The sequence below is a fragment of the Janibacter sp. RAF52 genome (assembly GCF_052114035.1).
GTDB classification, from domain to species: Bacteria; Actinomycetota; Actinomycetes; order Actinomycetales; family Dermatophilaceae; genus Janibacter; species Janibacter hoylei.
On the sequence record NZ_JBFRDY010000007.1, the window covers coordinates 124,949 to 137,352 of the forward strand.

The 12,404-nt window shown below is 73.5% G+C and carries 11 protein-coding genes; 3 read left to right on the forward strand and 8 right to left on the reverse strand.

Annotated elements, in window-relative coordinates; genetic code table 11:
* Positions 1 to 117: 117 nt before the first annotated feature.
* From holA to AB4Y78_RS11215, 4 genes are read right to left on the reverse strand one after another with little or no spacing between them, the layout of a single operon-like run.
* Positions 118 to 1,074: a DNA polymerase III subunit delta gene (holA, locus tag AB4Y78_RS11200; RefSeq protein ID WP_441714688.1), complete on the reverse strand. Its 957-nt coding sequence runs from the start codon at positions 1,072 to 1,074 to the stop codon at positions 118 to 120.
* Positions 1,071 to 2,045 carry an aldo/keto reductase gene (locus tag AB4Y78_RS11205; RefSeq protein ID WP_441714686.1) on the reverse strand — a complete coding sequence of 325 codons (975 nt, stop codon included), beginning with the start codon at positions 2,043 to 2,045 and terminating at the stop codon, positions 1,071 to 1,073. Before AB4Y78_RS11205 ends, holA begins: the two co-directional genes overlap by 4 nt.
* Before the next feature lie 9 nt (positions 2,046 to 2,054).
* Positions 2,055 to 4,277 carry an ATP-dependent DNA helicase gene (locus AB4Y78_RS11210; protein WP_441714684.1) on the reverse strand — a complete coding sequence of 741 codons (2,223 nt, stop codon included), beginning with the start codon at positions 4,275 to 4,277 and terminating at the stop codon, positions 2,055 to 2,057.
* Positions 4,278 to 4,296: 19 nt separating this feature from the next.
* Entirely contained in the window at positions 4,297 to 4,491 is a 195-nt protein-coding gene (locus tag AB4Y78_RS11215; RefSeq protein ID WP_441714683.1) for a hypothetical protein, read from the reverse strand.
* Positions 4,492 to 4,562: 71 nt separating this feature from the next.
* On the opposite strand from AB4Y78_RS11215, the gene AB4Y78_RS11220 reads away from it, so the two are divergent.
* The 3 genes from AB4Y78_RS11220 to AB4Y78_RS11230 are packed head-to-tail and all read left to right on the forward strand — an operon-like array spanning position 4,563 to position 8,472.
* Positions 4,563 to 6,638 carry an MMPL family transporter gene (locus AB4Y78_RS11220; RefSeq protein WP_441714681.1) on the forward strand — a complete coding sequence of 692 codons (2,076 nt, stop codon included), beginning with the start codon at positions 4,563 to 4,565 and terminating at the stop codon, positions 6,636 to 6,638.
* Complete coding sequence (locus tag AB4Y78_RS11225) at positions 6,635 to 7,852, forward strand: sensor histidine kinase (protein WP_441714679.1); 1,218 nt, start codon at positions 6,635 to 6,637, stop codon at positions 7,850 to 7,852. The genes AB4Y78_RS11220 and AB4Y78_RS11225 overlap by 4 nt, the downstream gene beginning before the upstream one ends.
* On the forward strand, positions 7,849 to 8,472 hold the full coding sequence (locus AB4Y78_RS11230) for a response regulator (RefSeq protein ID WP_441714677.1): 624 nt from the start codon (positions 7,849 to 7,851) through the stop codon (positions 8,470 to 8,472). The genes AB4Y78_RS11225 and AB4Y78_RS11230 overlap by 4 nt, the downstream gene beginning before the upstream one ends.
* Here the strand turns inward: AB4Y78_RS11230 and AB4Y78_RS11235 are convergent.
* The 4 genes from AB4Y78_RS11235 to AB4Y78_RS11250 are packed head-to-tail and all read right to left on the reverse strand — an operon-like array spanning position 8,462 to position 12,402.
* Positions 8,462 to 9,127, reverse strand: a complete 666-nt coding sequence (locus tag AB4Y78_RS11235; protein WP_128276723.1) for a response regulator transcription factor — start codon at positions 9,125 to 9,127, stop codon at positions 8,462 to 8,464. The two genes, AB4Y78_RS11230 and AB4Y78_RS11235, sit on opposite strands and share 11 nt — an antisense overlap.
* Complete coding sequence (locus AB4Y78_RS11240; RefSeq protein ID WP_441714675.1) at positions 9,124 to 10,599, reverse strand: sensor histidine kinase; 1,476 nt, start codon at positions 10,597 to 10,599, stop codon at positions 9,124 to 9,126. Before AB4Y78_RS11240 ends, AB4Y78_RS11235 begins: the two co-directional genes overlap by 4 nt.
* Complete coding sequence (locus tag AB4Y78_RS11245; protein WP_441714673.1) at positions 10,599 to 11,021, reverse strand: hypothetical protein; 423 nt, start codon at positions 11,019 to 11,021, stop codon at positions 10,599 to 10,601. The genes AB4Y78_RS11240 and AB4Y78_RS11245 overlap by 1 nt, the downstream gene beginning before the upstream one ends.
* 58 nt (positions 11,022 to 11,079) lie before the next feature.
* Complete coding sequence (locus AB4Y78_RS11250) at positions 11,080 to 12,402, reverse strand: uracil-xanthine permease family protein (RefSeq protein WP_441714671.1); 1,323 nt, start codon at positions 12,400 to 12,402, stop codon at positions 11,080 to 11,082.
* Positions 12,403 to 12,404 lie beyond the last annotated feature (2 nt).

Below are 12,404 nucleotides of genomic sequence, written 5' to 3' on the forward strand. Positions count from 1 at the left end.
CGGCGTGGGGACACCGTGGGAGAGACACCCTGGGTGGTGCTGCGTTGCGCGCACGACCATGCGCGCACGCGAGGAGCAAATCTAGCAGCGGCCAGCGGCCCCAGCCAAACCCGCCAACTACCCCGTGACGCCCTTGGCCGCGATGACGAGGATCGCCCGCTCGACGGCGTAGACCGGGTCGCGGCCACCGCCCTTGACCTCGAAGTCGGCGGCGGCGACGGCCTGGATGCTGCGACCCAGGCCCTCACCGGTCCAGCCCTGCAGCGAACGGCGAGCCTTGTCGACCTGCCAGGGCGCCATGCCGAGGTCCCTGGCGAGGTCGGCGCTGCGGCCCCGGCCCGCTCCCCCGACCTTCGCCAGCTGGCGCAGCTGCTGCGCGAGCACCGCGACGATCGGCACCGGGTCGACGCCGACGTTGACCGCGTGCCGCAGCAGGCGCAGCGCCTCACCGGTCTGCCCGGCGACGGCGGCGTCGGCGACCTTGAATCCCGTGGCCTCGACCCGGCCGCCGTGGTACCGCTCGACGACCTCGGCGTCGATGACGCCCGTGGTGTCGTCGACGAGTTGTTGGCAGGCCGAGGCCAGCTCACGCACGTCCTTGCCCACCGCCTCGACGAGCGCCTGGACCGCGCCGGCATCCGCCTTGCGCCGGGCCCGACGAAACTCGTTGGTCACGAAGTCGGTCTTGTCGCGGTCGCTCTTGATCGCCGGCGCCTCGAGCACGAGGGCCTTGGCCTTCTTGAGCGTGTCGAGCACCTTCTTGCCCTTGTTGCCCGAGGCATGGGTGACGACGAGCGTCACGCCGTCGGCGGGGTCGGCGAGGTAGCCGAGCAGGTCGAGCTGCAGGGCATCGGGCGCCTGGTGCAGGTCGCGCACGATGATCAGCTTGTCCTCGCCGAAGAGCGAGGGGCTGGCGTGGACGCCCAGCTCCCCCTCCTCGTAGCCCTCCGCCCGGAGGGTGACGACCTCGACCTCCGGCGAGGTCACCCGCACGTCGGCGACGACCTGCTCCAGCGCCCGGTCGGCGAGGACCGCCTCGGGCCCCTGGACGAGCACGAGCGACGGGGTGCTCAAAACAGTGCCACCTTGGGCACCCGCGGGAAGATCTCGTCGAGCGCGGCCTCGTCCTCGGCGGTCGGCACCCAGTCGGCCGCCGCGGCATTGGCGACGACCTGCTCGGGCCGGGTCGCGCCCGCGATGACGCTGCTCACCGCCGGGCGGGAGGCGAGCCACGAGAAGGCGACCTGCAGCTCGGTGAGATCGCGCTCGCGCGCGAAGTCACCGAAGGCCCGCAGCTGGTCGAGGTCGATCTGCTCGAGCAGGTGCTGGCGGGCGTGCGTCAGCCGGCTGCCCTCGGGCGCGGTGCCCTGCGAGTACTTGCCGGTGAGCAGACCGTTGGCCAGCGGGAAGTACGGCAGCACCCCCAGGCCGAAGGCCTCGGCCGCCGGTGTCACCTCGAGCTCGGCCCGCCGGTCGAGGAGGTTGTAGTGGTTCTGGCTCGAGACGAAGCGGCTGCCGCCCCGGGCCCGTGCCACGTGCTCGGCATCGGCGATCTGCCACCCGGCGAAGTTGGAGTGGCCGATGTAGCGCACCTTGCCCGCCCGCACGAGGTCGTCGAGCGCATCGAGCGTCTCCTCGATCGGCGTCGCCGGGTCGGGGGTGTGGAACTGGTACAAGTCGATGTGGTCGGTGCCCAGCCGCTGCAGCGAGGCCTCGACCGCCCGCGTGACGTAGCGCCGCGACCCCCGCGCCCCGAAGTCCCCACCCCCGATGCCACCGACGTCCATGCCGAACTTCGTCGCGAGGACGACCTCGTCGCGCCGAGCCCCCAGGGCCCGCCCGAGCATCGTCTCGGACAGCCCGGCCTCGGCACCGTAGACGTCGGCGACGTCGAAGAGGGTGATGCCCGCGTCGAGCGCCGCGTGCACGACGGCGTCGGTCCCCTCCTGCGTCGCGGTCACGGTGCCGGCGCGACCGAGGTTGTTGCACCCCAGCCCGACGACGGAGACGGCGAGTCCGGAGCGGCCCAGGCGTGAGGTCTGCATGTCGACAGGCTATCCGCGGGTGGGGACACGCAGACCGAGCGCCTGCGCGCGGGCCGCGACCGCGGACTCCTCCCGGTCGAGGGAGGCCGCCAGCTCCTCGAGGGGCAGCCCGAGGTCGACACCGTCACGCAGCTCGTCGTCGTCCTGGACGGACCACCCTTCGCCCTGCACGACCGCGGTCCGCGCACCAGCGGCGGGACCGGGGTCGGCGACCGCGCCGGTCATGCTCCGCTTGCCCGGCTCGGCCACGGGCAGCGGCGGCGGCGCGATCTGGTCGAGGCGGGTCAGCGCGCCGAGGACGAGCTGGCGGTCGGTCGTCGGCCAGAAGGGCGGCAGCGAGCGCTGGAGGAAGCCCGCGTAGCGCGCCTTGATCATCCGGTGGTCGAGGAAGGCGACGACGCCCCGGTCGTCACCGCGCCGGACGAGCCGGCCGGCACCCTGCGCCAGGCGCAGGGCGGCGTGCGTCGCCGAGACCGCCATGAAGCCGTTGCCGCCGCGCCGCGCGATCTCCTGCGTGCGCGCCGAGCTCAGCGGGTCGTCGGGCCGGGGGAAGGGGATGCGGTCGATGATGACGAGCTGGCAGCTGCTGCCGGGCACGTCGACGCCCTGCCACAGGGTGAGCGTCCCGAAGAGGATCGTGCGCGGGTCACGTGCGAAGTCCCGCACCAGCGTGCCGATCATGTCCTCGCCCTGGCAGAGCACGGTGAAGGACTCGTCGAGCCGCTCGCGCATCGCCTCGGAGGCCTCCTTGGCCGCGCGCATCGACGAGAAGAGCCCGAGCGTGCGCCCACCGGCGGCCCGCACGAGCGCCTCGATCTCGTCGAGGGTCTGCGGCGCCAGCCCGTCCCGGCCGGGGGCCGGCAGGTGCTCGGCGACGTAGGCGATGCCCTGCTGCTGGTAGTCGAAGGGGGACCCCACGTCGAGCCCGGTCCACTCCGGTGCTCCCGGCCCCCGCAGACCGAGGGTGCCCGCGACCGCGTCGAAGGTCCCGCCGAGCTCGAGCGTCGCCGAGGTGAGCACGACCGTGCGGTCGCGCACGCCCTCGTCGTCGTCGGTGGCGCCCGTGCCGAAGATCCGCTCGCGCATCCGCATCGCCACGCTCATCGGCGCCACCCGCAGCAGCGGCCCGCGACGCAGGTCACGGCTGACCCAGATGACGTCGAGCTCGTGCTCCTCGAGCATCCGGCCGGCCGTCTCGTGGACCTCGTCGACCGCCGCGAGGGCGACCTGACGGGTGCCGTCGACCTGCTCCCCCTTCGGCGGCTTCATCTCCGTGAGCAGGTTGCGGCTGACGTCGCGGCAGCGCCCGAGGACGCTGGCGAGCGCGTCGGGGATGCCGGTGGCCAGCCGCCCCTCCGGCGCCTCCTCGAGGACCGCCTCGAGGTCGGAGGCGATGTCGTCGAGCGCGTCGGAGGACTCGGCGTACTTGCGCGCCCGCTTGGCCGCAGCGCGCACGCCACCGGGCGCCAGCTCGTCGGTGACCGTCGAGGTGACCCGGTCGACGAGCTCGTGCGCCTCGTCGATGACGAGCACGTCGTGGTCGGGCAGCATCGGGCGCCCCTCGAAGGCGTCGATGGCCATGAAGGAGTGGTTGGTGACGATGACGTCGACGTCCTTGGCGGCCTCGCGCGAGCGCTCGACGAAGCACTCGGTGACCATCGGGCACTTCGAGCCGAGGCACTCCTGCGCGGAGACGGAGACCTGGCGCCACGCCTTCTCGGAGACGCCCGGGACGAGCTCGTCGCGGTCGCCGGACTCGGTCTCCTCAGCCCACGCGCGGACGCGGACGACCTCCTTGCCGAGCCACCCGGCCTGGGCGTCGGCCTCACCGACGTCGAAGAGCCCGTCCTCGTCGTCGGGGAAGCCGCCCTCGGTCTTGTGCTTGCACACGTAGTTGCGCCGGCCCTTGACGATCGCGTAGGTCGGGCGCCGGCGCAGGTGCGGTGTCAGGGCATCGGCGAGGCGGGGCATGTCGCGGTCGACGATCTGCCCCTGGAGGGCGAGCGTCGCCGTCGCGACGACGGCCGGCTTGCCGACCCGCTGGGCGTGCTCGACGGCCGGGACGAGGTAGGCCAGCGACTTGCCGGTGCCGGTGCCGGCCTGGACGAGCAGGTGCTCCTCGGCGTCGATGGCGTGGGCCACGGCCTTGGCCATCTCGACCTGCCCCGGCCGGGTCGACCCACCCACTCCCCCGACGGCAGCAGCGAGCAGGGACTCCACGGACGATGACACGACCCCACCTTATGCGCCCTCACCGACGAGCACGGCGGGCGATCCACAGCCAGCGGACGACGAAGGAGGTCGGCGCAGCGTCAAGTCGACGTCGAGAACGACAACGTGCCCACACGACAAGGAGGGACTTCGGCAGCGCGCCGGCCTTCTTCGTCGGGAGCGGGCCGGCGCCGACCTCCCCTGCCGTCCGCTCGGTGGTGTCGCCGGGGTCCATCGAAAGGTTGATCGACGGACCAACCTCCCGCGCGATGTGGCGGGACCCCCTTCGGCGGTGGACTGGATGGCATGACGCCAGACCTGCGCCCTGCACCTTCCCAGCCCTCGCCCACAGCCACCCGCTCCCCCTTCGTCCAGCGCATCCTCGGGCGGCGGGGAGCTGCTCTCGTGCTCGTGCTCGCCGTCCTCGTCGTGGGGCAGGCGTCGGTCCTCCTGGGGTCGGCGCAGGCGCCGCCGCGGGGGGCGGCGTACCCGGAATCGGCGGAGTCGGCGGTGGTGGCGGAGCAGCTCGAGGGCTTCCCCGGCAGCGACACCGCGCCCGTCCTCCTCGTGGCGACGAAGGGGGACGGCGGCAGCCTGTCGACGGCCGACGAGCGGGGCCTGGCGCAGCTGGCCCACGAGCTCGGGGCCGGCGAGCGCGCCCACGTGCAGGTGAGCGATGACGGGCTGGCGGCGACGGTGACCGTGCCCGTCGCCACGAGCGACGACAGCGCGACGCAGGTCCAGACCATCACCGACCTGCGGGCCGACGTGGCCGACCACGCACCGGCCGACCTGACCGTGCAGGTCACCGGCGGCCCCGCGATCGGCGCCGACATCGCCTCCTCCTTCGACGGGGCGGACTTCACGCTGCTCGCCGTGACCATCGGGGTCGTCGCGCTGCTGCTCCTGCTCACCTACCGCTCCCCCGTCCTGTGGCTCGTGCCGCTGCTCGTCGTCGGCGTCGCCGACCAGCTCGCCGGGACCGTGACGGCCGCCGTCGGTGAGGCGAGCGGCCTCCCCTTCGACGCCGGCATCGTGTCGGTCCTCGTCTTCGGCGCCTGCGCCAACTACGCCCTGCTGCTCATCTCGCGCTACCGCGAGGAGCTGCACGAGCACGACGACCACCGCACGGCGCTGGCCGCAGCATGGCGGGCGACGGTCCCGGCGATCGTCGCGAGCAATGTCACCGTCGTCCTCGCCCTGGCGACCCTCCTCCTCGCGGCCGTGCCCGGCACCCGCGGGCTCGGGCTCGCCTCTGCCGTCGGTCTGCTCGTCGCCCTCGCCGCGGTCGTCCTCGTCCTGCCCGCGGCCCTGGCCCTCGTCGGCCGTCGCGTTTTCTGGCCCTTCGTCCCCCACCCCGGCGACGACCTCTCGCACGCAGGCGTCTGGGCCCGGGTCGCCCGTCGGGTCGTCGCCCGGCCCGCGCTGCACCTCGGCGCCGGCCTGGTCGTGCTCGCGGTGCTCGCCTCCGGCCTGCTCGGCGCCCGCGTCGGGCTGAGCCAGGCCGACTCCTTCCGCACCGCCTCCGAGTCGGCGGCCGGGCTCCAGGTCGTCGCCGAGCACTTCCCGGCCGGGTCGGCCGCTCCCTTCGTCGTGACGACGGACGAAGGGAGCGCCACTCGCCTCACGAGCACCCTCCAGCAGGTGCCGGGCGTGACCGCGGTCGCGCCGGCGGGCACGGACGGGCAGGGGCTGGCCCGGCTCACCGTCATCGGCGAACCGGCACCGGGTACGCCGGCCAGCCTCGACCTCGCCGAGCACGTGCGGGAGAGCGCGCACGCCGTGCCCGGCGCCGACGCCCTCGTCGGGGGCGGCTCCGCCGAGCTGCTCGACGCCCGCTCGGCAGCCGAGGCCGACCTCGCCACCGTCGTGCCCCTCGTCCTGCTCGTGAGCCTCGGGGTCCTCGTGGTCCTGCTGCGGGCGCTCGTCGGCCCGCTCGTGCTGCTCGCCCTCAACGCGGCGAGCGCCGTCGCCGCGCTCGGCCTCGGCGCCTGGCTCGACGAGCACCTGCTCGGCCACCCGGCGCTCGACGTGCAGGTGCCACTCGTGGCCTTCCTCTTCCTCGTCGCGCTGGGCATCGACTACACGATCTTCCTCGTGCACCGGGCCCGGGCCGAGGCCGTCGAGCACGGCACCCGTGACGGGGTCGCCCGCGCGGTCGCCCGCACCGGTGCGGTCATCACGAGCGCCGGCGTCGTCCTCGCCGCGGTCTTCGCCGCGCTCGGGGTGCTGCCGCTCGTCGTCCTCGGGCAGCTCGGCCTGGTCGTCGGGCTGGGCGTGCTGCTCGACACGCTGCTCGTGCGGACCGTCGTCGTGCCGGCGGCGACCGCGCTCGTCGGGGACCGCTTCTGGTGGCCCAGCCGGGTAGCGTCGCGGTCGTGACGACGAGCACCGACCCGACGGGCACCGGCCGCTGGCTGCGCCTGGGTCAGCACACGCTGCTCGCCGTGCTCGTGCTCGTGTGCGGTGGCCGGTCGATCGCCGACGGCGCCCATCCCGTCGCCGAGCTCGCGGCGCTCGCGGCCTTCGTCGCGTGGTACGCCGTCGGACCTCGCCTGGCGCGGGCCGGCCGCGGTGGCACGACGTGGTTCGTCGGGCTCGTGGTCCTGTGGGGCCTGCTCGTGCTCGTCTCGCCGGAAAACGTCTGGCTGGCCTTCCCGCTGTGGCTGCTCGCCGGGCACGTCCTGCCGCTGCTGCCCGCGGTGCTCATCTCGCTCGCCGTCCTCGTGGTCGTCGCCCTCGAGCCAGTGCGGCACACCGGTGAGGCGTCGTACGCGGCGATGATCGGCCCGTGCATCGGCATGGTCGTGGCCCTGGGTGTCGCCAAGGCGCAGCAGGCCCTCGTGCGCGACGGCATCGAGCGGCAGCGACTCATCGCCTCGCTCTACGCGGCGCAGGAGGAGAGCGCGGCGCTCACCGACGAGCTGGCCCGCGTCCAGCGCGCCGAAGGCGCGAGCAGCGAGCGCACCCGCCTCTCCCGCGACATCCACGACGGCATCGCGCAGGGATTTTCGTCGATCGTCCTGCTCGCCCGCGCGGCCCGCACGGAGGAGGACCCGCAGCGGGTGCGTGAGCTGCTCGCCCACCTGGAGGACGGTGCCACCCGCGGGCTCGAGGAGTCGCGGCGGGTCGTCGCCGCGCTCGCGCCGGCCGACCTCGACGAAGGGAGTCTCGCCGGCGCCGTCCGTCGCGTCACCGAGCGCTTCGGCACGGAGTCGGGGGTCGACGCGCAGGTCGACGTCATCGGCCAGCTCCCCCCGCTGCCGACGACGACGGAGGTGACCCTGCTGCGCTGCGTCCAGGGAGCCCTGGCCAATGTCCGCACCCACGCCCGGGCCACGCAGGTCGTCGTCACCCTCGACGCCACCGATGACACCGTGCGGGTCGACGTGGTCGACGACGGCCGAGGCTTCGACACCGACGCGTGGTGGGCATCGGGCGCCGCCCCCTCCGGCGAAGGGGGCTACGGCCTGCGCGCCACCCGGGCCCGCCTGCGAGAGGTCGGCGGCGGCCTGGCCGTCGAGTCCACGCCCGGCGAGGGCACCGCGGTCTCCGCGTGGGCGCCCCTGCCGACGCGTCGGGGGGAGGGCTCGTGAGCGTGCGCGTCATCGTCGTCGAGGACCACCCGGTGACCCGCGTGGGCATCGTCGCCCTGCTCGGCCAGGACGACCGGATCACCGTCGTCGGTGAGGCTGCCGACGGCGAGGGCGGCCTCGAGGTGGCCGCGCGAGAGGACCCCGACGTCGTCGTCACCGACCTGCGGCTCGGCGACGGCCTGGACGGGGTGGGTCTGACGCGGGCCCTGCGGTCCGGTCGCGGTGCCCCGGCGGTCCTCGTGCTGACGACCTACGACACCGACCGCGACATCGTCCGCGCCGTCGAGGCGGGCGCCTCCGGGTACCTGCTCAAGGACGCCGCACCGGCCGACATCGTCGGGGCCGTCGTCCGGGCGGCCGGGGGCGAGACGGTGCTGGCACCTGCGCTCGCGCAGCGGGTGGTCGCACGCATGTCACGCCCGCGACCCGAGCTGTCCGCCCGCGAGGTGGAGATCGTCGCGGCGGTCGCCCGGGGCCTGGGCAACCGCGAGATCGCCCGGACGCTCGTCATCTCCGAGGCGACGGTCAAGACGCACCTCGTGCACGTCTTCACCAAGCTCGACGTCGACTCGCGCACCGCGGCCGTGGCCCGGGCGCGCGAGGAGGGGCTCATCCCCTGAGCCGGTAGCCCACGCCGCGCACCGTGACGATCCGCTCGGACCCGATCTTCGAGCGCAGGGAGCGGACGAAGACGTCGACGACGTTGGACCCCGGGTCGAAGTCCATGTCCCAGACCATGCCGAGCAGCTGCTCGCGCGAGAGCACCTGCTCGGGGTGCTCGACGAAGGCCTCGAGCAGCGCGAACTCCCGCGCCGTCAGCTCGACCTCGCGGTCGGCCACCCGCGCGGTGCGGCGACGGACGTCGAGGCTGAGGTCACCGACGGTCAGGGCGGAGTCGTCGGCAGGGGCGGCGCCCCCTTCGCGAAGTCGCAGTCGCACGCGGGCGAGCAGCTCGGCGAACTGGAAGGGCTTGGTCATGTAGTCGTTGGCCCCGCCCTCGAGCCCGGCGACGGTGTCGTCGACGCCGTCACGGGCGGTGAGGATGATGACGGGGACGTCGACACCGTCACCGCGCAGTCGCCGCAGCACCTCGAAGCCGTCGAGCCCGGGCAGGCCGACGTCGAGGATCAGCAGGTCGAAGGCGCCCGTGCCCGCGAGGGCCCAGGCCTGCCGACCGTCGGCGGTGATCGTCGTGCGGTGGCCGTTGGCCCGCAGCCCCTTGTCGATGAAGCTCGAGATCTCCGCGTGGTCCTCGGCGATGAGGATGCTGCTCATGGTGCCTCCTGCTCGTCCGGACCGGTGCGTCCGGTCTCGTCGTCCACGGGGAGCACGAGGGTGAAGACGGCTCCCTCACCGGGGTGACCCCCGACGTCCACGCGCCCGCCGTGGCCCTCCGCGATGGCGCGCACGATGGCCAGCCCGAGGCCGGCCCCGCTGTGCCGGCGCCCGTCCGGGGGCTCGCCGTGGGCGAAGCGCTGGAAGATCCGCTCCCGCTCGTCCTCCGGCACCCCCGGACCGGTGTCGGTGATCGAGACCCGCAGCACGCGCCCGAGCTCGGTGTCGTCGTCGACCTGCGAGCCGAGGATGATCGCGTCGCCCTCGACGGTGTGCTGCACCGCGTTTTGCGCCAGCTGGAGCACGGCCTGGGTGACCCGCTCGGCGTCGAGACGGGCGGTGCCCTCGGCGACCCGGCTGACCTGCCAGCGCCGCTCGGCCAGGGCCGAGATCTTCGCGTCGAGCGAGACCGTGAGCACCGACAGGTCGACATCGGCCGTCGGGCGGATGAAGTCGGGCCGGTCGGCCTTGGCCAGCGCGAGCAGGTCGGTGACGATCCGGCTCATCCGGTCGAGCTCCTGGGTGACGATGCGCATCGTCGCCGCACGCGACTGCGGGTCGTCGTCCATGAGCTCCAGGTGCCCGCGGATCACCGTGATCGGCGTCCGCAGCTCGTGGCCGGCGTCGTCGACGAAGCGCTGCTCGGCCCGGAAGGACTCCTCGAGCCGGTCGAGCATCCGGTTGAAGGTCGCCGCCAGCCCGGAGACGTCGTCGTCGCCGACGTCGATGCGACGGGTGAGGTCCTGCTCGGTGATCTCCTCGGCGGCCTCGTGGACGAGGCGCACCGGGCGCAGCAGCCGCCCGGCGACGAGCCACGAGACGACCCCGGCCAGGAGGAGGGCGACGAAGGAGACGAGGCCGAGGGTGCGCACGGTGCCGTCCGCCTCGGCGCGGGCCTCGTCGGTGAAGACGGCGACGAGCAGCATCGCGTCGTCGCCGCCGGGGACATCGACGACCGTGCGGGCCCAGCGCATCTCCCCGGCTGCGGTGTCCGTCGTGCCCGAGGTGGAGCGCTCGGCCGCCGCCATGAGCTCCGGGTCGCGGGTCAGGTCGTACTCCGCGACGTCGGGGGTCCGTGGCCCCGGCGAGGTCGTGACGACTCCCGACTGCCCGACGTAGCCGACGATGACCTCGCCCTCCCCCGGGCGCTGCCGGGTGAGGTAGACGGTGAGGAGGCGCTCGGCCGAGGTGAAGGGCTTGGAGGTCTCGGGGTCGACGCCCTCCTGGGTGAAGGTGCGAAACTCCTCGATCTCCTGCGAGACATCGGCATTGGCCCGCTCGGTGACCGCCAGGTGGAGGCTCTCGCGCACGATGATGACGACGCTCAGCAGGCTGACGAAGAGCACGAGCAGCATCCAGCCGACGATCGTGTCCCTCGCCAGCCGGGGCCGGCGGCGGCGCTCAGCGGGCATCAGTCGTCGTCATCGTCGTCATCATCGTCATCGTCGTCGTCGTCGTCGTCGTCATCATCATCGTGCGAGGGCACCGGTGCCTGCGTGCGGGTGGTCAGCGTGGGCGGTGGTGGCGTCCACGTCGGGCGCGGTGTGGACGCCGGCGGGGTGGTGCGGCGGGGGGCGGAGGTCGAGCTCTTCGACGACGAGGAGGTCTTCGACGTCGTCTTCGAGCTGCTCTTCGACGAGCTCGAGGACGACCTCGTCGTCGACGTGCCGCTCGGCTCGCTGGTCTCGCTCGTCAGCTGCAGCGGCCGCTCCTGCACCGGAGGCGGGTCGGAAGGCGCTGCCGCGACCCGGAAGCCGAGCAGCACGAGCAGCGGCACGCACAGCAGTGCCACGAGCAGCAGGCCGTCCCGGCCGATCAGTCGTCCTGTCCCCATGGCAGTGGACCCTACGGACGGGGCATGACCCGCAGGTGAGAGCTGGATGAGGAGATCTTCATCCGTCGAGCGGCTCGAGCGGGTCCGGCACCGCGCGGGTCAGGAGGTTGACCCCTCGCATGACGTGGAAGCCGACGAGGGCGGCGCCCGTCCCGAGCGCGATGCCCGCGAACTGCAGGTCGCCGACATTCCACGTGAAGTCGGCGATGCCGATGATCAGGGCCACGGCGGCGGTCATGAGGTTGATCGGGTTGCCGAAGTCGACCCCGGCCTCGACCCAGATCTTCGCGCCGAGCAGCCCGATCATCCCGTAGAGGACGACGCCCGCCCCGCCGAGCACACCCTGCGGGACGGTGGCGATCGCCTCGCCGAACTTCGGCGAGAAGGACAGCAGCAGGGCGACGGCCGCGGCGACCCAGTAGGCGGCGGTCGAGTACACGCGGGTCGCGGCCATGACGCCGATGTTTTCCGCGTAGGTCGTCGTGCCCGATCCACCGCCGGCACCCGCGAGGGTCGTCGCGAGCCCGTCGGCGATGAGCGCCCGCCCGGCGACGGGGTCGAGGTCCTCCCCCGTCATCGAGGCGACCGAGCGGATGTGCCCGACATTTTCCGCGACGAGCACGAGGACGACGGGGACGAAGAGGCCGGCCACCGCGAGGTCGATGTGCGGCGCGGTGAAGGTCGGCAGGCCCACCCAGTCGGCGGCCTCGACCTTGGTGAAGGCGACCTCGTCGCGCAGCAGCGCGGTGACGTAGCCGGCGGCGACACCGACGAGGATCGCGATGCGGGAGAAGAGGGTTCGCGTCGCGACGGTGACGAGGAGGATGACGACGACCGTCACGAGGGCGGTCACCGGCGAGAGGACGAACTTCTCCTTCGCGGTCGGCGCGAGGTTGAGCCCGATGAGCGCGACGATCGCGCCGGTGACGATCGGGGGCATGAGGGCCCGCAGCCACCGGTCGCCGGCGAGCTGCACGACGACCCCGACGAGCGCGAGGGCGAGGCCGGCCATGACGACGCCGCCGAGGGCGGTGGGCATGTCGTGGGTCTTCGACGCCGCGGCGAGCGGGGCGATGAAGGCGAAGGAGCTGCCGAGGTAGCTCGGGACCCGCCCGGCCGTGATGAGCAGGAAGAGCATCGTGCCGATGCCGCTGAAGAAGAGGGTCGTCGCCGGCGGGAGGCCGGTGATGAGCGGCACGAGGAAGGTCGCGCCGAACATCGCGACGACGTGCTGGGCGCCCAGACCGATCGTCCGCGGCCACGAGAGCCGCTCGCCGGGGAGGACGACCTCGCCGGGCCGGACCCCGCGGCCGTCGCCGTGGACTCGCCACCCCAGGCCGAAGGGGGGTCTGCTCGCGCTGTCGTGATCGGTCTGGGTCATGG

What these genes read in the sequence shown, in the direction of transcription:
- AB4Y78_RS11205 (WP_441714686.1), bottom strand. Translation starts at nt 2,045, where the DNA reads ATGCAGACCTCACGCCTGGGCCGCTCCGGACTCGCCGTCTCCGTCGTC.
- AB4Y78_RS11245 (WP_441714673.1), bottom strand. Translation starts at nt 11,021, where the DNA reads ATGGGGACAGGACGACTGATCGGCCGGGACGGCCTGCTGCTCGTGGCA.
- AB4Y78_RS11250 (WP_441714671.1), bottom strand. Translation starts at nt 12,402, where the DNA reads ATGACCCAGACCGATCACGACAGCGCGAGCAGACCCCCCTTCGGCCTG.
- AB4Y78_RS11240 (WP_441714675.1), bottom strand. Translation starts at nt 10,599, where the DNA reads ATGCCCGCTGAGCGCCGCCGCCGGCCCCGGCTGGCGAGGGACACGATC.
- AB4Y78_RS11235 (WP_128276723.1), bottom strand. Translation starts at nt 9,127, where the DNA reads ATGAGCAGCATCCTCATCGCCGAGGACCACGCGGAGATCTCGAGCTTC.
- AB4Y78_RS11215 (WP_441714683.1), bottom strand. Translation starts at nt 4,491, where the DNA reads ATGGACCCCGGCGACACCACCGAGCGGACGGCAGGGGAGGTCGGCGCC.
- AB4Y78_RS11220 (WP_441714681.1), top strand. Translation starts at nt 4,563, where the DNA reads ATGACGCCAGACCTGCGCCCTGCACCTTCCCAGCCCTCGCCCACAGCC.